Genomic DNA, 18,752 nt, shown 5'->3' on the forward strand with positions numbered 1-18,752 from the left:
TTCGCACTGCAATAAAACACCATGTACACCCTTGCCCTGAGCATTTGCTGCAGTGTGGCCGTCTCTGTACTGCTGAAAATGGCCCGCAGCCGCGGGATCCATATCGGACAAGCCATCGCCGTCAACTATGCGGTGGCTTCGGCACTGTGCCTGGCACTGCTCAAGCCTTCTGTGTCCGCATTGCTCGTGCCTTCGAGCCATTGGCTGCTGCTCGTCGCACTTGGGGTTGTGCTGCCCGCGGTATTTTTAATCATGGCGTCAGCCGTTCGGCATGCCGGCATTGTGCTAAGCGACGCCGCGCAACGGCTGTCATTGATTGTGCCGCTGCTGGCGGCATTTATCTGGTTTGGCGAGCCTTTAAGCACAACAAAACTGGTTGGGGTGATGCTGGCCCTGGCCGCACTGGCGGGGCTATTACTGCGACCTGCAGGGCAATTTACGCGCGGCCTGCCCACCATCGTCTGCCTGCTGGGTGTTTGGGTAGGCTACGGGGCCATCGACATCCTGTTCAAAGCCTTGGCCAAGCAAGGCCAGGCGTTCTCTACAACCCTTCTGGGTGCGTTCGTGCTGGCCGGTGTCATCATGTTTGCTGGGCTGGCACTGCGCCGCAGCCGCTGGACGCTGGCCGGCATAGGCGGCGGCGTGGCACTGGGCCTGCTTAATTTCGGCAATATTTATTTTTATATTCGCGCCCACCAGACGTTTCCCGAGAACCCCAGTCTGGTGTTTGCATCGATGAATATCGGCGTTATCGTTTTGGGAACGTTAACCGGCGCTCTGCTATTCGGCGAACGGTTAACGACGCCAAACAAACTAGGGATTGGGCTTGCTATCGGTGCTGTCTGGGTTCTGTTCCGGGCCTGACCCGGGCTCAGTCACGTCAATGCTGGTGTGCGAAATATCCGTTTCAAGATCGACGCGCGGGTCGAGCGCCGCGACGACCGGCGCTGTTTCCAGATCGGTCATGGGCACAAACTGTGTTGGCGCATCTTGACTGAGGTTTTGCCCGGTCACCGACTGCGGCCGAACATACAACACCAGAATGGCCGAACATACCGCCACGAACACAAAGAACATGTTGGGATTGATTTCGCGCATGATGCCGCCCACAACCAGCGGCCCCAGGCACGCACCCATACCGTACACCATAAGCAGCATGGCACTCAGCCCTACACGACGTTCGGGTTCGACGTTGTCGTTGGCAAATGCCGATGCGATGGGATACAGGGTGAACTGAAAAATGCCGAACACTGCCGAGATAACCAGCAACGCCCAATAAGGCAGCACAAACCAACCCCACAACGGCACGCTAACGACCAACAGAACCATGGCGTTGAAACGCAACAACGAAGCCCGGTTCATTCGGTCGGCCAACCACCCCAGGGGCCACTGCGACACCAGGCCTGCGGCTACCGCAGCAGCTACAAACATGGCGACCTGATCGCCGGACAAGTTTTGTTTGTAGGCAAATACCGGCCCCAGCCCATAAAACGCGCCGGTTAGCGCACCGGTAAGAAACACCACGACCAGGCACATGGGCACGCGCGACAAGTAATAGCGCGGCATGATGGGCGCGGGCTCGAGAATAGCTGGGTGCAGCCGCCGCGTAAGGGCCACCGGCAACAAACACAAGGCAGAACACATCGCCGCAAAGATAAGCGGCTGATAGTCGAGATTGGGGAACAGCGTGAGCGAGAACTGCCCCAACACAGTACCCAACCCCGAAAACACCATATAAAAAGCAAAGACACGACCACGCAAAGCATTGTCGGTTTGTTCGTTCAGCCAGTTCTCGATGACCATGAACTGCGTCACCATCGCCAGCCCCGCCAGAAAGCGCAGACCCACCCAAACCCAAAGGTTGTCGACGAGTGCCTGCGCCAACACGGCCACCGTGACCACGGCAGCCGACGACGCATATGCCCGGATATGCCCTACCCGGCCAATGAGTCGGTGGCCGTTTCGGGCCCCCAGTACCAAGCCCAGGTAGTACACCGCAATCAGGGCACCCACCCACACTTCGGACACCTGAGCTTCGGCCAGACGGATGCCCAGGTAGGTGTTGAACAAACCTGTACCCAGCAACAGCAACAGCGTTGCAAGATACAACGAAAAAAACGAGACAACGGCACCCATCATGCCGTGATGATTCCTTGCGTGTTGATCATGCCTACCTTAAAAAAAAGCGATTAAAGTTGCTTGAGCATGGTGGCGGCATCACTTACCGCATAGCCACCGCCATTTTCAAGATTCAGCTGCGTAACAACGCCATTGTCGACCACCATGGAATAGCGCTGCGAGCGCACGCCAAGGCCCCGCTCGACCAGATCAAGTTCCAAGCCCAGAGCGCGCGTCCAGAGGCCACTGCCGTCGGCCATCATGCGGATACGGCCGTCGACTTTTTGATCACGGCCCCATGCGCCCATGACGAAAGCATCGTTAACGGCAACGCACCAGATTTCATCGATGCCTTTTGCTTTTAATGCATCGTGGTGTTCGAGGTAGCTGGGCACATGCTGGGCGGAACATGTCGGGGTAAACGCGCCAGGCACCGCAAACACGGCAATTTTCTTGCCCTTAACCAGTTCGGAAACCTTGAAGGCGTTAGGCCCCAGGCTGCAACCCTGCGTTTCGATTTCGATGAATTCGGTAAGTGTGCCTTCGGGAAGGGTGTCACCGGTTTTGATAGTCATAGCGGTCTCCGAGATAAATCATTGAGAAAATAAACATTCTAATACCAGCACGTCATGGCCTTGTAACGCAACCCTGCCAGAATCGTGGTCTTGAAAAGCATACACGCCCGTTATTGCAACCGGACGACACTCATGATTCTGCCCAAGATTTCTGCAGCCATTTTATCGATGGCCACCTACGGGTCGGCCTATGCCGCCGCCGATCGCCAGTTGTGCATTTCGTTCGAACAATGGGTCGTTATGGCCGGCGCCACCAACGGCGCGGCCTGCGTGTTTGGCGCCGACCTGCCCGACGCCAATCTGCATCGGATGACCGCCCGACAAAACTTTACGCGATTTGCCGAAGAGCACGATTTGACGCTGGAAGAGTTTGACCCACTGTTCGAACGGGGGGTTATTGAAGGCCAGACGCTCGTCAAGCGGCGCGCTGCGATCATCGTGCCGCGTCACGACCATCTGCTTCGTGGCTTTCATCATGACAAAGTCATTGACTACGCCAAAATCTGCGACGCGCTAAGCCCAAACTAACACAGAACGCACCCTGCGTTCAAAGCAGCACCCGAGCCGTCGAAGGGTATCGGCATTGCGTATATCATTAGTCTTTTATAAAGACAGCAATCCCGAGACAATGAACAAAGACGAAGCGCTCACCCTGAGCCACCTCGACGAATCCGGCCAGATCAAAATGGTCGATGTCGGCAACAAAGCCGCCACCCAACGCAGCGCCACCGCGCAGGGCCGCGTCAAAATGAGCGCACAGGCGTATGCCCTGCTCACCGCCAAAGACAACGCCAAGGGCGAAGTCCTGAACACGGCGCGGGTTGCAGGTATCCTGGCGGCAAAACGCTGCGCCGAGCTTATCCCGCTTTGCCACAGCCTGCCCCTCAGTTTTGCCGGTGTCGACTTCTCGCTAGACGATGCAACGCACACTATTACCATTTCGGCCACCTGCCGTACCGACGCTAAAACCGGCGTCGAAATGGAGGCCATGACGGCCTGCAGCATTGCGGCACTAACGGTGTACGATATGTGCAAAGCCGCCGACAAAGGCATCATTCTGGAAACCATCAGACTGATTCATAAATCCGGAGGAAAAAGCGGTGAGTGGCACAGCAATTAACGTTCTTTATTTCGCTCAGGTCGCCGAACTAACTGGCACCCGCCTCGAGTCCTGGCCCCTGGCAGAGGCGGTTTCGGGCGCCCAATGGCTCGAACAACTCGAAGCCCGATACCCTCAATTGGCACCGACCCAACGCCTCAAACTGGCCGTCAACCAGTTTCATGTCAAGCATTCGGTCATCATCAATCCAGGTGACGAGGTCGCGGTGTTCGAACCCGTAACAGGGGGCTGATATGGTTATTGTCCAGACCGAAGATTTCAACGCGGCCGAACTCACAGCAGCGCTGCGCGCCCGCAACGCCGGCCAGGCCGGCGCGTTGGTAACGTTTACCGGCTATGTACGCGACTACGCCGAAGATCAAGGCACGCGCACGCTGTTTCTTGAGCACTACCCGGGCATGTGCGAGCGCGAAATTGCCGACATATGCCAACAGGCCGTCGAACGCTGGCAGGTTCCCGAACCCACTGTCGTTCATCGCGTTGGCGAATTGCACAACAGCGAACAGATTGTGTACGTGGGCGTTGCCAGCGCACACCGCGGCGATGCGTTTCGGGCTTGCGAATTCATTATCGACGCCCTGAAAACCCGCGCGCCATTCTGGAAGCGTGAAACACTTGCCTCAGGAGAACGTTTCTGGGTGCAACAGCGCGAGTCCGACGCCGACAAAACTGCCCAATGGGCGCACGACACACCACACAACACCAAGGAGTCATCGTGAGTAAAACCGATACCCAAGCCCCGAAGGTGGCCCTGAACTGCGCGGTGCTGACCATTTCCGACACGCGTACACCAGACAACGACACGTCGGGCGACTACCTTAACCATGCCCTGACTGAAGCTGGCCACCGTTGTGTGCGCCGCGACATCAGCAGCGGCAACATTTACCATATCCGCAAAATTATCAGCGACTGGGTCGCCGATCCCGACATCAACATTATTCTTACCAACGGCGGCACGGGGTTTTCTCATCAAAAATCAACCGGTGCGGCCATTACGCCGTTGCTCGACATGACCATTGCCGGGTTTGGCGAGCTGTTCCGCCATTTGTCGTATCTTGACATCGGCACATCTACGCTACAGTCAGACGCCTTTGCCGGAGCCGCCAACAATACCCTTATCTTTTGTATGCCGGGCTCGACCAGCGCCTGCCACACCGCCTGGGAGCGCATCATCAAAGAACAGCTCGACAGCACGCACCGCCCCTGCAACTTTGCCACTCATTACCTTAAGCCCGGAAACAAGTCATGAATAACGCCATGCTTGACTTCGACGAAGCACAGCGCCGCCTTTCTGAAGCCGGCAGTGCGCCTGCATCGGCCGAAACTTGCCCATTGCCTGCCGCATTTGGCCGCATACTCGCCCAAGACATCGTTGCCCGCGTCGACTTGCCCCCTGCCGACAACAGCGCGATGGACGGCTACGCCATTCGTTACGCCGACTACGCTCCCGGCAAAGCATTCCCTGTACAACAGCGCTGCTTTGCCGGCGAATCGCCGCAAGCGCTCAAACCTGGGCAAACCATTCGCCTGTTTACCGGCTGTGTCATGCCCGAAGGGGCCGACACCGTAGTCATGCAAGAAGACACGCTGGAACAAGACAATACCCTGACCATCACGACCGCGCCGGCCCAGGGCGCCCACGTCCGTCTGCGCGGCGAAGATGTCGAGCAAGATCAGGTCGTACTGTCTGCGGGGACTGTGGTGCGCGCTCCCGAAATGGCCATGCTGGCCTCTCAGGGCATCCATGAAGTTCAGGTTTGGCCACGCCTGCGTGTCGGCATTCTCACCACGGGCGACGAACTCGTCGCCCCCGGCAAACCGTTGGGCCCTGCACAAATCTACAACTCGAACGGCGCCATGCTGTCCGGCCTGGTGCAGCAAATGGGCGCCGATGTCGTTCATACCCTGCATGCGGCCGACACCCACGAGGCCATCGAAGCCGCATTTCAGACCTTGCTTGAAGACTGCGACCTGGTGTTAACGGTGGGCGGCGTCTCGGTCGGCGAAAAAGACCTCGTCAAGCCCACACTAGAACTGCTGGGCGGCAAGCTCGACCTCTGGAAGGTCTGCATGAAACCCGGCAAACCTGTCGCACTGGCCACGGCGCGAAACAAGCCGGTGGTCTGCCTGCCCGGCAACCCTGTGTCGGCTTTTGTGGTGTTTGCCTTACTGGTATCGCCGCTGGTTCGTCGCCTGCAAGGGCGCGCCAATGTCTTGCCGCCTGTAGGCTATGGGCGGCTGCGCACACACAGCCAGTTTCACGAAACCCGCGAAGAATTTTTACGTGTGCAATGCAAACCCAACGCCAAAGGCATGCCGGTCTTGGTACCTTACGCGCTGCAAGGCTCGGCCATTATCAGCGCCCTGCCCTGGGCTTCGGGGTTGGCGCGTATCCCGGTCAATACGGTTGTAGGCGATGACGACATCGTGGCCTACTACGACTTTGCCCACTGGTTGTCTTAAGCCTTTTACCCCGGGTCAGCCTGCGCCAGCGACTCGGGGGTATTGATATTCAAAAATTCATACGCCTCAGCGTCGAAGCACACTTCGCGCCCGCCGGCCTGCTGCTGCCATAACCGCACCTTGCGATCGCCACCCAGCAAGTAGGCATGCAACGACGCAGCCAACGACCGATGCACCAGCATACACAACGGAAAAGATTGCAAAGGCGTACGTGCGCTAACTAACGGCACAGCATGCCGGGTTGCCGCATCGGCCAACACGGCTGCCAACTGTTCGGGCACACACGGCGTATCGGCCGGCAGCACCAGCATCCAGGGCGTTTGCAAGGCTGCCAGCGCGCTGGACACCCCGGCCAGCGGGCCCGCATCTGTGCCATACACGGGGTCGTCGGCCACCACATCGCCATAGGCCGCGTAAACCTCGACATTGCGATTGGCGCTGACCCACACCTGCGACACCCTGGGGGCAAGGTAGTCGTACACGTAAGACGCCAGCGGCCGCCCCTTCAACAGAGCCAGACCCTTGTCTACCCAGGGTTCGCCTGGGCGCTGAAAACGCGAAGCCTGCCCGCCGGCCAGAATCAGGCCGGTGATATTGGCCAATACAGGCGGTGCAGTGTCAGCCACCGATATAGCTCATCTCGATTTTGGCACGCGTCGTACCGGCTTTGCCGCGCACCTCTGAATAACGGTCTGTCCGCCCCGTCCAGATGCCGGCGATATGCCCGGCCAGCTCGGCATCGGACCCACCACTGCGCACAAGCGTACGCAAGTCGTAGCCCTGATCGGCAAACAGACACAAGAACAACTTGCCTTCGGGCGACATGCGGGCGCGAGAGCAGTCGCCACAGAACGGATGAGACACGCTGGTAATGACACCAATTTCGCCCGCACCGTCGAGATACCGCCAGCGTTCGGCAACTTCGCCAACGTAATCGGCCTGAACAGGCGCTAATGGAAATTCGGCGCCAATGCGATCGAGCATTTCCCGCCCGGTCAAGACTTCGGACAAGTCCCAACCGTTGGTTGAGCCGACGTCCATGTACTCGATAAACCGCAAGGTATGTCCGCTATGACGGAAGTGACGGACCATCGGCATGATCTGATCATCGTTCAGGCCCTTGCGCACGACCATATTGACCTTGACTGGCGCCAGGCCGGCCTCGGCAGCAGCTTCGATGCCATCGAGTACCGTGTCGACGGACACCTGACTATCACTCATGCGCTCGAACAATGTCGGATCGAGCGCATCGAGACTGACAGTGACGCGTCGCAAGCCCGCGTCTTTCAACGCCTGGGCCTTCTTGCGCAACAGCGTACCGTTGGTCGTTAATGTCAGCTCCAGGGCCTTGCCATCGGGCGTTTTCAGCTGAGCCAGCATCGCCACCAGCTTTTCAATGTCTTTGCGCAGCAAAGGCTCGCCGCCGGTCAGCCGGATTTTTTGTACACCCAGCCCCACAGCCACACGCGCCACCCGGGTAATTTCCTCGAAGCTGAGCAGCGACGAATGCGGCATGAACGGGTAGTCGGTGTCGAACACCTCGCGCGGCATGCAGTACGTGCACCGGAAGTTGCAGCGATCGGTAACCGAAATACGCAAGTCGCGCAGGGGCCGTTGCCGGGTATCGACCAGGGCCTGCCCCGGCTGCCAGTCGATATACGGCAGTTCGCCCTGCACGTCGGGCACGCCTTTGGCCATAAAAATGACTTTACTCATTGCTTTGTCTTTGTGGTTGTTATTCATGATCTTAGGCCGCCTTTCCTGCCAATTCAGGAAACGCCTCTTTCAAGGTCATGACCTGGCCCATATGTCTCGCGTCGTAACCCACCAGACCCGACACGAATTTACGATACCCCGCGCCGTTCAGTAATGCCAGCAGCTGACGCATGGAAGACGACGTCAGGCTGTCGCGGTTGACGGCAAAAAAGTAACGCTCTTTGGCCAAGGGGATAAACGACAGGCCGCATCGCCACGCTGCCGTCTCGACCCCAATGCCAACATCGGCCATACCGCTGGCGATGTGCGCAGCAATGGCCATATGGGTAAATTCGCTGCTGTCGTATCCGTTGACCTGTCGCGGGTCGATGCCAAGCCGACGCAGCATCAAACCCACCAACAAACGCGTACTGGAACCAATCTGGCGATTGACGAACCGAACATCGGGTTTGATCAGGTCGGCAATGCTATGAATGTTTTTAGGGTTGTCGGGCTGTACGAACATGCCGGTATCGCGCTGCGCCAGATAAATAAGGCAATGCCGGTCGGCGTCCAGCCACGGGCTGTAGTGCTCCAGAATAGCGTGCTCGAACTCACCCACAGGTACCTGAAACCCGGCCAGATCACATTCGTTACGCGTCAATGAGGCCAACGCTTCGGTTGCGGTACGGTAACGCAACTCGATAGACAACATTTCGTGTGCACCGGCCTGCTGAATCAGACCCTCGACGGCGAAGCCGTGGCTGGCATGCAAACGTAAGCGCGGGCGGATTTCCGGATGCAGACTTTCCAGCGCCTCTTGCAGTTCGGACGCCATGCTTTGCAACGTTGGCGCCAGCCGGGCCTCCATGCGCCGGTTGGCCCATAACAAATGGTGTGCAAATGGGGTCAGCTTCGTCCCCAGCCGCCGACTGGTTTCCAGCAACCCGGCCTCGAAGACCCCTTCGGCACGCCGCAATAACCCCCACGCATGACGATACGACACACCGCATTCGCGGCACGCGCCGGCGATATTGCCGGTAGCCTCGATGGCGGCCAGCAAGCGCAAAATGTCGCCCAGTGGAAAGCGGGCGCCGTCGGGCGACTCGAGCGTCCATTCCGAGTTCAGACGCGCTTGAAATTTATATGTCATTTATTTCATATTGAATCAGGGGGACTAACGCGGTAGATTATTGCAAATAAACGTTTTTTATTATGCACCAATAAACATAATAAAGCATCTGCCCCTTGCAAAGGACACACCCCATGTCATCCCCAGAAGATCCGGTCCGTCTTGCCACGCAACGCGCACTCGACGCCCACGCCGGCCAACCCGGTAACCTGCTGCCCATTCTTCACGCCATCCAGCACGATCTGGGCTGCATTCCCGACGAAGCCGTTCCAGTGCTGTCTCAGGCACTGCAATTGTCGCGGGCCGAGATCCATGGCGTTATCAGTTTTTACCCGCACTTTCGCACTCAAGCGCCGGCCGGTGTCGTCCTCGAAATGTGTCGGGCAGAGTCCTGTCAGGCCATGGGCGCACAATCGCTCATCGACCACGCCCGTGAAAAACTGGGCTGCGACTTCCACGAAAACAGCGCCAACGGCAAGGTCACGCTTGAACCGGTATATTGTCTTGGTCTGTGCGCCCAATCGCCGGCCGTCATGGTTAATGGCAAGCCGCACGCCCGCATGACGCCCGCCAAGCTCGATCGCCTGCTGGCCGAACAGGGGGCCTGATCATGACAACTATCGTAAAAATTTTCGTCCCAAAAGATGCCGCTGCACTTGCCGTTGGCGCCGACGCCGTCGCCAACACCATCCAGGCCGAGGCTGACCGCCGTGGCATCAACATCGAACTGGTGCGCAACGGCTCGCGTGGCCTGCTCTGGCTCGAAACCCTGGCCGAAGTCGAGACCCCGCAAGGCCGCGTTGCATTCGGCCCTGTCGAAGCCGACGATGTCGCCGGGCTGTTTGACGCCGGCTGGCATCTGGGCCAGCGCGATCATGCCCTTTGTCATGGCCTGACAGAAGACATACCCTACCTCAAAAACCAGCAGCGTCTTACTTTTGCACGCGTGGGCATTACCGACCCGCTCAGTTTGTCAGACTACCAGGCGCACGGCGGCTTCGAAGGCCTCAAGCGCGCCATAACCATGACACCGGCTGAAATCGTAGAAGAGGTCACGCAATCAGGTCTTCGCGGCCGTGGCGGTGCGGCCTTCCCTACCGGCATCAAATGGAAAACGGTGCTCAACACCCCGGCTGACCAAAAATACATTGCCTGTAACGCCGACGAAGGCGATTCGGGCACGTTCTCCGATCGCATGATCATGGAAGGAGACCCCTATACCCTTATCGAGGGCATGACTATTGCCGGCCTGGCGGTCGGAGCAACCCGGGGCTATATCTACCTGCGTTCCGAATACCCCCACGCGGCGGCAGCACTGAACAGCGCCATCGACAACGCGCGCGCCGTCGGCTGGCTGGGCCACGATATTGGCGGCAGCGGTCACCACTTCGACCTCGAAGTGCGCATCGGTGCCGGCGCCTACATTTGCGGCGAAGAGACCTCCATGCTTGAAAGCCTTGAAGGCAAGCGTGGGCTAGTTCGCGCCAAGCCGCCTCTGCCCGCCATCAAGGGCCTGTTCGGCAAACCCACCGTCATCAACAACGTTATTTCGTTGGCCACGGTACCCATCATTCTGGCCAAAGGCGCCAACTACTATCGCGACTTCGGCATGGGCCGCTCCATGGGCACGTTGCCCTTCCAGCTGGCAGGCAACCTCAAGCAAGGCGGCTTGGTCGAGCGTGCGTTTGGCATTACTTTGCGCGAACTGCTTTATGACTTCGGCGGTGGCAGCGCCAGTGGGCGGCCGCTCAAAGCCGTTCAGGTCGGAGGTCCGCTGGGTGCCTACCTGCCCGAATCGCAATGGGACGTCCCCCTCGATTACGAAGCCTACATCGGCATATCGGCCATGGTCGGCCACGGCGGCCTGGTCGCCTTCGACGATACGGCCGATATGTCTCAACTGGCCGAATACGCCATGGAATTCTGTGCTGTCGAATCGTGCGGCAAATGCACCCCGTGCCGTATTGGCGCCGTACGCGGCACCGAGGTCATACAAAAAATCCGGGCCAACCACCAGCGCGAACAGCAAGTACACCTGCTACGCGACCTGTGCGACACCATGCTGGGCGGGTCACTCTGTGCCCTGGGCGGCATGACACCCTACCCTGTCCTTTCGGCGCTAAACCATTTCCCGGAAGACTTTGGCCTCGACGCAACTGCGCCTGCCAACCCCTGATACCGGAGCCAATCATGCTAGAAACCATTGCCAAACGCGACCGTGACTTCGGCACACCCGCCCGGGTCAGCACCCAACTGGTCAACCTCACTATCGACGGCCAGACCATTCAGGTACCCGAAGGTACCTCAGTCATGCGTGCCGCCGCCGAAATGGGCATCAACATTCCCAAACTGTGCGCCACTGATTCGCTCGAAGCCTTTGGCTCATGCCGCTTGTGTCTGGTACACATCGAAGGCCGACGCGGCTTCCCCGCGTCGTGCACCACGCCCGTCGAAGAAGGCATGGTGGTCATCACCGAAAACAAAAAGCTCAACGACATGCGTCGCAACGTCATGGAGCTGTACATTTCAGATCACCCGCTCGACTGCCTGACCTGCCCCGCCAACGGCGACTGCGAACTGCAAGACATGGCCGGCGTTGTGGGCCTGCGTAATGTCCGTTACGGCTACGACGGCGCCAATCACTTAAACGACGCAACCGACGCCTCGAACCCGTATTTTGCCTACGACCCCTCGAAGTGCATTGTCTGCAGCCGCTGCGTACGCGCGTGCGAAGACATCCAGGGCACGTTTGCGCTCACTATCGATAGCAAAGGGTTCGAATCACGCATTACCGCCGGCCAGAAAGACACTTTCTTGGAATCCGACTGCGTGTCTTGCGGGGCCTGTGTGCAAGCTTGCCCAACGTCTTCGCTCATGGAAAAAACCGTGATCATGATGGGGCAACCCGAGCACTCGGTAGTAACAACCTGCGCCTACTGCGGCGTAGGCTGTGCCTTCAAGGCCGACATGAAAGGTCAGGAAGTCGTTCGGATGGTGCCCTGGAAAGACGGCAAAGCCAATCGCGGCCACTCATGCGTTAAAGGCCGTTTCGCGTGGGGTTACGCAACGCACAAAGACCGCGTTCTCAAGCCCATGATTCGCGAGAAGATCACCGACCCCTGGCGCGAAGTCAGCTGGGAAGAGGCCATTGGCTACGCGGCATCGCAAATTCGCCGCATCCAGAACCAGTACGGCCGCGACTCGGTCGGCGGCATTACATCGTCGCGCTGCACCAACGAAGAAACCTACCTGGTCCAAAAACTGGTGCGAGCCGCCTTTGGCACCAACAACGTCGACACGTGCGCGCGCGTCTGCCACTCGCCCACCGGTTATGGCCTTAAGACCACGCTGGGCGAATCGGCCGGCACACAAACCTTCGACTCGGTCATGCACACGGACGTCGTCATCGTAATGGGCGCCAACCCCAGCGCGGCGCACCCAGTGTTTGCCTCGCGCCTGAAAAGCCGTCTGCGTCAGGGCGCCAAACTTATTGTCATCGACCCTCGCACCATCGAGCTGGTCAGCTCGCCGCACATCAAGGCCGACTACCACCTGCCGGTTCGGCCGGGCACCAACACCGCCCTGCTCACGTCAATGGCACACGTTATTGCCACCGAAAACCTCATCGACGAAGCCTTTGTTGCCGAGCGTTGCGAGACCAAGGCCTTCAACGAATGGCGTGAGTTTGTGTCGCGCCCCGAAAACTCGCCCGAGGCTATGGCCGAGATCACTGGGGTCAATGCCGACGACTTGCGCGGCGCGGCCCGCCTGTTCGCCACGCACGGTAACGGTTCCATTTACTATGGTCTGGGCGTGACAGAACACAGCCAGGGCTCCACTACCGTCATGGCCATTGCCAACCTGGCCATGGCCACCGGCAATATCGGCCGCGAAGGCGTGGGCGTCAACCCGCTGCGCGGACAAAACAACGTGCAGGGCTCGTGTGATATGGGCTCATTCCCTCACGAGCTGCCGGGCTACCGCCATGTGTCCGACGACACAGTACGGCGCCAGTTCGAACAGGCCTGGGGCGTTACCATTCAGCCCGAACCCGGTCTGCGCATTCCCAACATGTTCGATGCCGCCCTCAGCGGGTCATTCAAGGCACTGTATTGTCAGGGTGAAGACATCGTCCAGTCAGACCCCAACACCCAGCACGTGACTGCGGCCCTCAGTGCGATGGAATGCATCATCGTCCAGGATATTTTCCTGAATGAAACTGCCAAGTACGCCCATGTGTTCCTGCCGGGTTCGTCATTCCTGGAGAAAGACGGCACGTTCACCAATGCCGAGCGTCGTATTTCACGGGTACGTCAGGTCATGGAACCCCAGGCCGGCCTGGCCGACTGGGAAGCCACCTGCGCATTGTCCAATGCGCTGGGCTACCCCATGAACTACAAACACCCCAGCGAAATCATGGACGAAATCGCCAGCCTGACGCCGACATTTACGGGCGTTTCGTTCAAACGGATCGACGAGCTGGGCGGCAGTGTTCAATGGCCCTGCAACGAAGACGCCCCCGAGGGCACCCCCATCATGCACATCGACCAGTTCGTGCGCGGCAAGGGCAAATTCGTCATTACCCAGTATGTGCCCAGCGACGAGCGTAGTACGCGCAAGTTCCCGCTGCTGCTCACGACAGGGCGTATTTTGTCTCAGTACAACGTGGGCGCCCAAACCCGACGCACCGATAACGTCATGTGGCACCACGAAGACGTGCTCGAAATTCACCCCCACGATGCGGAAGAACGCGGCATTAATGTGGGCGACTGGGTTGCCGTTCAAAGCCGGTCGGGCGAAACGGCCTTGCGCGCCGAAATCACCGACCGGGTGCAGCCTGGTGTGGTTTACACCACTTTCCACCACCCCGAGTCGGGCGCCAACGTTGTTACCACCGACAGCTCTGACTGGGCCACCGATTGCCCCGAGTACAAGGTTACCGCAGTGCAAGTGCGCCGGGTAACCCAACCGTCCGACTGGCAGACCCACTGGACGCGCTTTACCGACATGCAGCACGACCTGCTTGAAAAGCGTATCAAAGAACCTGCGCCTTCAAACTGATCGTCTCCCGCATGACCCATCCGGCCTCGACACCCGCATCCCCCATCACCGGTGCCCCCGCACCGGCGACGGGCGGTGGGGTGTCGTCTACCGTATGGCGATACAGCGCCGGCGCAGCCGAACTGCACGCCGAAACCGATGTCCTCGCCAACGAAATGGCTATTGCGCTGGAATACAACGGTATCAGCCATGCCACCGTGCTGGCCACACCGCTAAACCTCGAAGACCTGGCCTATGGGTTTTCGCTGACCGAAGGCATTATCCGTCGGCCAGCAGACATCTACGACATCGAAACACGCGAACAAGACAACGGCATCGTCATTCAGGTCACCATTGCATCGGCTTGCATCAACGAGCTTAAGCAAAGACGCCGCAACCTGGCTGGGCGCACCGGCTGCGGCCTGTGCGGCCTGGAAAGCCTGGGCGATGTCGAAAGAAAGCTGCCCGCCCTACCCAACCCCAGTACACGCATCAGCCCCAGGGCTGTGTTGGCTGCTGCGGGCCGCCTGCGCGACAGCCAGCCTGTCCACGCTCAAACCGGCGCCACACACGCCGCCGCCTGGGCCGACGCGCAAGGGCAACTGCTATCTGTCCGAGAAGACGTTGGCCGTCATAATGCGTTCGACAAACTCATCGGTCATCTGGCCAAGCAAGGCCAAGAGACAACCGACGGTTTTGCCGTCATTTCAAGCCGTGCCAGCTTCGAAATGGTTCAGAAAGCTGCCGCAGCCGGCATCGGCACCGTTGTGGCGGTATCGGCGCCCACACACTACGCCACTCAAATGGCGCACAACCTGAATGTTTTACTCGTGGGCTTTACCCGGCAAAATAGCTTTACCGTATACGCCCACCCCGAATATCTTTCCAGCGAAGGAAGCCCCTCGTGAACAATATCGACCACTTGATCAAACTGGCCAACCGGATTGGCGACTTCTTCAATGCCATGCCCGACCGCGCCGAGGGCATTGAAGGGGTAACCAACCATATCCAGAAATTCTGGGAACCGCGCATGCGTAAAGCATTGCTCGACTATCTGGCAGCCCACCCCGATGGCAAAACCCCGAACATCGAACTGAACGCCATTGCGCTTGAGGCCCTGACTCAGCATCGCGACCGCTTGATGCCCAAGACAGCCACAACGGCCTGATACCCACCCAACAACAGATATAAAAATGCCGCTTGTGCCCGTACAACACGGAACACACAAGCGGCAACACCCTAAGTGCCAGCCCCTGATACAAGCGGTACCGGCAAGCCGATGGGTTATTTATCTTCTTTGACGCGATACACCAGCACCGCTGTTTTAGCCAGGCTGAGCACCTTGGCCGTCACGCTGCCCAGCAGCAAACGCGACAAACCACTACGGCCGTGACTGCCAATAAAAATTAGATCGCAACCATTTTCTTCAGCAGCCTGGACCACGCCGTCGGCCACATTGAAATTGGTCGTGGCCACTTTACTGACTTTTACACCAGCAGTGTCAGCGCGATCGGCGACCGCCTGCAAGTATTTTTCAGCCTGTTCAGCTACCGTTTTGTCGTAATCTTCGTCGGTAATGGCATAGGCTGCAGCCATGCCATCGAACCCGACCGTCGCCGCGAAAGGTTGCGATACATGCAATGCCACCACTTCAGCACCAATTTCTTTGGCGAAACATACACCCTTGTTGGCCGCCTGTGCCGAAAGTGCAGAGCCGTCGGTGGGGATAAGAATTTTCTTGAACATGGGTTGAGCCTTTTACAGGGGTTAATGTAGGTACACCATGGTACGAACGGACGTAAAAAAAATAAAGTCGGGATTCTGCCGTAATTTGCGTTGAATCAAGAGTTCGCGGCGCGAAACAGATTGGTGCAGCGGGCACCACTACGACAATAAGCCAATACAGGGCCGGGCAATGTATTAAGCAGTTCGGCGAAGCGGGAAACATCGTCGACTGTAATGGCGCCACTAACGACAGGTTGATACTCTACCTGCAAACCCGCCGCTTTTGCCGCAGCGATAACGTCGGCCGAAGTGGGCTGATCGGGGCCGCCTTCAAAATCGGGACGATTGATAATGACGCTTTTGTAGCCGGCTGCAGCAACAGCCGCCATGTCTTCGGGCGCCAACTGCGGAGCGACCGAAAAATTGTTGGTAAGGGGGTTAACAGGTACAGCCATTTTGTTTGCTCCGTCTGACAGCAGCAGCGTACCCACGCCGCTAAAAATGAATATTCGCCTTCCAGTTTACACCTGCACACGCACGCCGTAACGCGTCAATGCATCGGCAAATACCGGACCGCTCAACAACTTGAATTCGGCATTGCGTTGCGGGTCAGTGCGCGTATCGCCTGCATCGGCCTGTTCGGGGTGACACATCATGACATCGCCCGACTGGGCCACCGACACCCACGCCTCGAGCCAACGCCCGTAAGCGGCCTCCCCACCCTGAAAGTCGTAGGCACCCAGGAAACGCGCGTTGGTGTCAAAGCCGCTTTCGTGAGCCAGCCTGACCAGTGCACCCGCGCCCAAGGCCTGAATGACGCGCGCCTTAAAACGCAAGCGAGCCGGCATAGCGGGTTGCGATCGCATTTGGGTGCTGCGCAGCCAAAACCCAGGTATGTTTGCGTACCTGCGCGATAACTCGAACACCAGTTCGTCGCGAATTTGCGGTAGTTGGTGCACATGTAAATGGCCATCAGCGTAATCTGGCGCCTGCCCCATCACCGCTTCAAAGCGATCAAGCTGGCGTACGATTTGCGCCCGCACAGCAGCCACATCAAGACGATACAGATACGCATCGCGAATAAGCGCCTTTAACGGTTGATGCAGGCCAGGCTGCCCCAAGTCGTCGGTGAAATTAAGGTGCAGCCCTTTTTGTACCCGTTGGGCAAGCAAAGCCGCCGCGCCTTGCGCGAAGTAAGGGCCATCAACCAGACAACTGGTTGCACTCAAACGCCCCGCATCAGCCAAAGCCAATATGGCGCGATTGGCCGCGGGGTTCATGCCGAAGTCGTCGGCGCATACAATGAGCGGTTTCTGGTCGCACTTGCCGGCCTGCTTGTCTTGCGAACTTGTCATGCAAAAATTAATGGGCCAGGTGGCCTGGTTTGTATTAGTGGGCTGTACTGCCGCGGCAACCCATTGGCTGGTCGTCGTGGCCACGGTATCGTTACTGGGGCTGGCCCCGTTGCTAGCCAACGTAGCTGGTTGGCTGATTGCATTTTGTGTATCGTTTGCCGGGCACTATACCCTGACTTTCAAGCACCAGGGGGCACCACTTGGCCAGGCACTGCGCCGTTTCTTTGCGGTATCGGCGGTTGGCTTTGGTGTTAACGAAGCAGCTTATGCCCTGCTGCTGCACACCACACCAATACGTTACGACGTACTGCTGGCCCTGATTTTGATTGCAATCGCCGTCTTGACCTTTGTTGCCGGCCGGTTCTGGGCTTTCAGACAAGCGCCCCAGAAAAAACATACAGCTTAAGCCCCCGCGACAATCGTCGTTGCCGTCGTCAAGACTCGCGAGCCCCACGCTTAACTTCGTTGACGGGTTCGACACCCGACGACGCGAGCCCATGACCATGACGCTTGCGCACAATGTACACGGGGCGATTCTTGACCTCGCCAAAAATACGCCCGATATATTCGCCCAGCACGCCCACCGACACCAAGTTAATGCCGGCAAAAAACAAAATAACCGTCGCCAGCGTCGTAAACCCTTGCACCGGGTCACCAAACAACAAATGCTTGATCACCGTGAAAGCGCCAAAGGCAAACGCCAGCAAAGAAATGACAAAGCCCGCAACGCTTAACACGCGTAGCGGCCAGGTTGTGAATGCCGTCAGGCCGTCGATGGCGAACCCGAACAACTTGAAAGGTTTAAAAGTGCTTGTACCGTGCAGGCGTTCGGGTGGGTGATAGTAAAAAGGCTCGGCCTTGAAACCTACCCAGGCAAACAACCCTTTCATGAAACGATTGCGTTCAGGCAGCATCAGCAAGGCATCGACCACCGAACGATCCATCAGCCGAAAGTCTCCCGCGTTCTCGGGCACACGCACGCCACCGGGCGTGCGCATCAGCTGATAAAACAATTTGGTGCCGATACGTTTAAAGGCCGATTCGTCGTGGCGGCTGGCACGCACGCCATAAACCATATCGGCACCGGCCTCCCAGCGCGCCAGCATTTCGGGGATGAGTGCCGGCGGATGTTGCAGGTCGGCATCCATACTGACCACTACTTGGCCTTGCGCCGCCTCGAGCCCGGCACTAAGCGCGTTTTCTTTACCAAAGTTGCGCGACAGCTGAAGGTAAACGATTTCGGGGTGTGCCGCCGCCAGCCGGTTGACCAGCTCAGGCGTTGCGTCGGTGCTGCCATCGTCGACCACAATAATCTCGTAGCGCGGCGCCATCTTTTTAAGTACAGTGATCAGGCCGGGAAGCAGCACCCCAAGGTTGGCGTGTTCATTCAGGCAGGGTACAACACAACTAATGGACTCGAGGCTCGACATAATCTGAAAAATGACAATACTGCGCTGGTCAAACGGCCAGTTTACAGTTTATTGATTCCGGAAAAAACTATTGACGTTTGAACCGACCCGCCGCTAAGA

Annotated in this window: 22 protein-coding genes; 13 read left to right on the forward strand and 9 right to left on the reverse strand. The window is 58.3% G+C overall.

Annotation, left to right across the window (positions count from 1 at the left end; all coding sequences use genetic code 11):
- Positions 1 to 21 precede the first annotated feature (21 nt).
- Positions 22 to 864, forward strand: a complete 843-nt coding sequence (locus PuT2_RS01920) for a DMT family transporter (RefSeq protein ID WP_093969332.1) — start codon at positions 22 to 24, stop codon at positions 862 to 864.
- On the opposite strand, the gene PuT2_RS01925 is transcribed toward PuT2_RS01920, so the two are convergent.
- Positions 814 to 2,139, reverse strand: a complete 1,326-nt coding sequence (locus PuT2_RS01925; protein ID WP_093969333.1) for an MFS transporter — start codon at positions 2,137 to 2,139, stop codon at positions 814 to 816. The two genes, PuT2_RS01920 and PuT2_RS01925, sit on opposite strands and share 51 nt — an antisense overlap.
- A 50-nt stretch (positions 2,140 to 2,189) precedes the next feature.
- Positions 2,190 to 2,693 carry a peroxiredoxin gene (locus tag PuT2_RS01930; protein ID WP_093969334.1) on the reverse strand — a complete coding sequence of 168 codons (504 nt, stop codon included), beginning with the start codon at positions 2,691 to 2,693 and terminating at the stop codon, positions 2,190 to 2,192.
- A gap of 132 nt (positions 2,694 to 2,825) precedes the next feature.
- Between PuT2_RS01930 and PuT2_RS01935 the strand changes: the two genes are divergently transcribed.
- The 6 genes from PuT2_RS01935 to glp all read left to right on the forward strand — a co-directional run bounded on the left by PuT2_RS01935 (position 2,826) and on the right by glp (position 6,276).
- On the forward strand, positions 2,826 to 3,221 hold the full coding sequence (locus tag PuT2_RS01935; RefSeq protein ID WP_093969335.1) for a hypothetical protein: 396 nt from the start codon (positions 2,826 to 2,828) through the stop codon (positions 3,219 to 3,221).
- Positions 3,222 to 3,321: 100 nt separating this feature from the next.
- Complete coding sequence (gene moaC, locus PuT2_RS01940) at positions 3,322 to 3,813, forward strand: cyclic pyranopterin monophosphate synthase MoaC (protein WP_093969336.1); 492 nt, start codon at positions 3,322 to 3,324, stop codon at positions 3,811 to 3,813.
- Positions 3,794 to 4,045: a MoaD/ThiS family protein gene (locus PuT2_RS01945; RefSeq protein WP_093969337.1), complete on the forward strand. Its 252-nt coding sequence runs from the start codon at positions 3,794 to 3,796 to the stop codon at positions 4,043 to 4,045. Before moaC ends, PuT2_RS01945 begins: the two co-directional genes overlap by 20 nt.
- Position 4,046: 1 nt before the next feature.
- Positions 4,047 to 4,532, forward strand: a complete 486-nt coding sequence (locus tag PuT2_RS01950) for a molybdenum cofactor biosynthesis protein MoaE (RefSeq protein ID WP_093969338.1) — start codon at positions 4,047 to 4,049, stop codon at positions 4,530 to 4,532.
- A complete protein-coding gene (gene moaB / locus PuT2_RS01955; protein ID WP_254046912.1) occupies positions 4,529 to 5,062 on the forward strand; it encodes a molybdenum cofactor biosynthesis protein B in 534 nt (177 codons plus the stop codon). The genes PuT2_RS01950 and moaB overlap by 4 nt, the downstream gene beginning before the upstream one ends.
- A gap of 8 nt (positions 5,063 to 5,070) precedes the next feature.
- Positions 5,071 to 6,276: a gephyrin-like molybdotransferase Glp gene (glp, locus tag PuT2_RS01960; protein WP_093969573.1), complete on the forward strand. Its 1,206-nt coding sequence runs from the start codon at positions 5,071 to 5,073 to the stop codon at positions 6,274 to 6,276.
- Between the two features lie 5 nt (positions 6,277 to 6,281).
- On the opposite strand, the gene mobA is transcribed toward glp, so the two are convergent.
- Genes mobA through PuT2_RS01975 form a run of 3 tightly spaced genes read right to left on the reverse strand, consistent with a single transcriptional unit; the run spans position 6,282 to position 9,124 of the window.
- Positions 6,282 to 6,902 carry a molybdenum cofactor guanylyltransferase MobA gene (gene mobA, locus PuT2_RS01965; protein ID WP_158213993.1) on the reverse strand — a complete coding sequence of 207 codons (621 nt, stop codon included), beginning with the start codon at positions 6,900 to 6,902 and terminating at the stop codon, positions 6,282 to 6,284.
- On the reverse strand, positions 6,895 to 7,992 hold the full coding sequence (moaA, locus tag PuT2_RS01970; protein ID WP_093969574.1) for a GTP 3',8-cyclase MoaA: 1,098 nt from the start codon (positions 7,990 to 7,992) through the stop codon (positions 6,895 to 6,897). The genes mobA and moaA overlap by 8 nt, the downstream gene beginning before the upstream one ends.
- Positions 7,993 to 8,023: 31 nt before the next feature.
- A complete protein-coding gene (locus PuT2_RS01975) occupies positions 8,024 to 9,124 on the reverse strand; it encodes a substrate-binding domain-containing protein (RefSeq protein ID WP_093969341.1) in 1,101 nt (366 codons plus the stop codon).
- Between the two features lie 113 nt (positions 9,125 to 9,237).
- On the opposite strand from PuT2_RS01975, the gene PuT2_RS01980 reads away from it, so the two are divergent.
- The 5 genes from PuT2_RS01980 to PuT2_RS02000 are packed head-to-tail and all read left to right on the forward strand — an operon-like array spanning position 9,238 to position 15,311.
- Positions 9,238 to 9,711, forward strand: a complete 474-nt coding sequence (locus PuT2_RS01980) for a formate dehydrogenase subunit gamma (protein ID WP_093969342.1) — start codon at positions 9,238 to 9,240, stop codon at positions 9,709 to 9,711.
- 2 nt (positions 9,712 to 9,713) lie between these two features.
- On the forward strand, positions 9,714 to 11,279 hold the full coding sequence (locus tag PuT2_RS01985; protein ID WP_093969343.1) for an NADH-quinone oxidoreductase subunit NuoF: 1,566 nt from the start codon (positions 9,714 to 9,716) through the stop codon (positions 11,277 to 11,279).
- A gap of 14 nt (positions 11,280 to 11,293) precedes the next feature.
- Positions 11,294 to 14,164 carry a formate dehydrogenase subunit alpha gene (fdhF, locus tag PuT2_RS01990; RefSeq protein WP_093969344.1) on the forward strand — a complete coding sequence of 957 codons (2,871 nt, stop codon included), beginning with the start codon at positions 11,294 to 11,296 and terminating at the stop codon, positions 14,162 to 14,164.
- An 11-nt stretch (positions 14,165 to 14,175) separates the two neighbouring features.
- The gene (gene fdhD, locus PuT2_RS01995; RefSeq protein ID WP_093969345.1) at positions 14,176 to 15,051 is read left to right on the forward strand and encodes a formate dehydrogenase accessory sulfurtransferase FdhD; all 876 of its coding nucleotides are present in this window, start codon (positions 14,176 to 14,178) and stop codon (positions 15,049 to 15,051) included.
- A complete protein-coding gene (locus PuT2_RS02000; protein WP_093969346.1) occupies positions 15,048 to 15,311 on the forward strand; it encodes a formate dehydrogenase subunit delta in 264 nt (87 codons plus the stop codon). Before fdhD ends, PuT2_RS02000 begins: the two co-directional genes overlap by 4 nt.
- Before the next feature lie 116 nt (positions 15,312 to 15,427).
- On the opposite strand, the gene PuT2_RS02005 is transcribed toward PuT2_RS02000, so the two are convergent.
- The 3 genes from PuT2_RS02005 to PuT2_RS02015 form a co-directional block, all read right to left on the reverse strand.
- Complete coding sequence (locus PuT2_RS02005; RefSeq protein ID WP_093969347.1) at positions 15,428 to 15,889, reverse strand: universal stress protein; 462 nt, start codon at positions 15,887 to 15,889, stop codon at positions 15,428 to 15,430.
- A gap of 95 nt (positions 15,890 to 15,984) precedes the next feature.
- Complete coding sequence (locus PuT2_RS02010; RefSeq protein ID WP_093969348.1) at positions 15,985 to 16,323, reverse strand: TIGR01244 family sulfur transferase; 339 nt, start codon at positions 16,321 to 16,323, stop codon at positions 15,985 to 15,987.
- Positions 16,324 to 16,389: 66 nt separating this feature from the next.
- Positions 16,390 to 17,223 (reverse strand): ChbG/HpnK family deacetylase, encoded by an 834-nt coding sequence (locus PuT2_RS02015; protein ID WP_093969349.1) that lies wholly within the window; start codon positions 17,221 to 17,223, stop codon positions 16,390 to 16,392.
- On the opposite strand from PuT2_RS02015, the gene PuT2_RS02020 reads away from it, so the two are divergent.
- Entirely contained in the window at positions 17,222 to 17,629 is a 408-nt protein-coding gene (locus PuT2_RS02020) for a GtrA family protein (RefSeq protein WP_093969350.1), read from the forward strand. The two genes, PuT2_RS02015 and PuT2_RS02020, sit on opposite strands and share 2 nt — an antisense overlap.
- Before the next feature lie 28 nt (positions 17,630 to 17,657).
- Here PuT2_RS02020 and PuT2_RS02025 read toward each other — a convergent pair whose 3' ends face one another.
- Positions 17,658 to 18,653: a glycosyltransferase family 2 protein gene (locus PuT2_RS02025; protein ID WP_093969351.1), complete on the reverse strand. Its 996-nt coding sequence runs from the start codon at positions 18,651 to 18,653 to the stop codon at positions 17,658 to 17,660.
- Between the last annotated feature and the right edge of the window lie 99 nt (positions 18,654 to 18,752).

Source organism: Pusillimonas sp. T2 (genome assembly GCF_002236805.1).
Taxonomy (GTDB): Bacteria; Pseudomonadota; Gammaproteobacteria; order Burkholderiales; family Burkholderiaceae_B; genus Neopusillimonas.

What these genes read in the sequence shown, in the direction of transcription:
- PuT2_RS01920 (WP_093969332.1), top strand. Translation starts at nt 22, where the DNA reads ATGTACACCCTTGCCCTGAGCATTTGCTGCAGTGTGGCCGTCTCTGTA.
- PuT2_RS01925 (WP_093969333.1), bottom strand. Translation starts at nt 2,139, where the DNA reads ATGATGGGTGCCGTTGTCTCGTTTTTTTCGTTGTATCTTGCAACGCTG.
- PuT2_RS01930 (WP_093969334.1), bottom strand. Translation starts at nt 2,693, where the DNA reads ATGACTATCAAAACCGGTGACACCCTTCCCGAAGGCACACTTACCGAA.
- PuT2_RS01935 (WP_093969335.1), top strand. Translation starts at nt 2,826, where the DNA reads ATGATTCTGCCCAAGATTTCTGCAGCCATTTTATCGATGGCCACCTAC.
- moaC (WP_093969336.1), top strand. Translation starts at nt 3,322, where the DNA reads ATGAACAAAGACGAAGCGCTCACCCTGAGCCACCTCGACGAATCCGGC.
- PuT2_RS01950 (WP_093969338.1), top strand. Translation starts at nt 4,047, where the DNA reads ATGGTTATTGTCCAGACCGAAGATTTCAACGCGGCCGAACTCACAGCA.
- glp (WP_093969573.1), top strand. Translation starts at nt 5,071, where the DNA reads ATGCTTGACTTCGACGAAGCACAGCGCCGCCTTTCTGAAGCCGGCAGT.
- moaA (WP_093969574.1), bottom strand. Translation starts at nt 7,992, where the DNA reads ATGAGTAAAGTCATTTTTATGGCCAAAGGCGTGCCCGACGTGCAGGGC.
- PuT2_RS01975 (WP_093969341.1), bottom strand. Translation starts at nt 9,124, where the DNA reads ATGACATATAAATTTCAAGCGCGTCTGAACTCGGAATGGACGCTCGAG.
- PuT2_RS01980 (WP_093969342.1), top strand. Translation starts at nt 9,238, where the DNA reads ATGTCATCCCCAGAAGATCCGGTCCGTCTTGCCACGCAACGCGCACTC.
- PuT2_RS01985 (WP_093969343.1), top strand. Translation starts at nt 9,714, where the DNA reads ATGACAACTATCGTAAAAATTTTCGTCCCAAAAGATGCCGCTGCACTT.
- fdhF (WP_093969344.1), top strand. Translation starts at nt 11,294, where the DNA reads ATGCTAGAAACCATTGCCAAACGCGACCGTGACTTCGGCACACCCGCC.
- fdhD (WP_093969345.1), top strand. Translation starts at nt 14,176, where the DNA reads ATGACCCATCCGGCCTCGACACCCGCATCCCCCATCACCGGTGCCCCC.
- PuT2_RS02005 (WP_093969347.1), bottom strand. Translation starts at nt 15,889, where the DNA reads ATGTTCAAGAAAATTCTTATCCCCACCGACGGCTCTGCACTTTCGGCA.
- PuT2_RS02010 (WP_093969348.1), bottom strand. Translation starts at nt 16,323, where the DNA reads ATGGCTGTACCTGTTAACCCCCTTACCAACAATTTTTCGGTCGCTCCG.
- PuT2_RS02020 (WP_093969350.1), top strand. Translation starts at nt 17,222, where the DNA reads ATGCAAAAATTAATGGGCCAGGTGGCCTGGTTTGTATTAGTGGGCTGT.
- PuT2_RS02015 (WP_093969349.1), bottom strand. Translation starts at nt 17,223, where the DNA reads ATGACAAGTTCGCAAGACAAGCAGGCCGGCAAGTGCGACCAGAAACCG.
- PuT2_RS02025 (WP_093969351.1), bottom strand. Translation starts at nt 18,653, where the DNA reads ATGTCGAGCCTCGAGTCCATTAGTTGTGTTGTACCCTGCCTGAATGAA.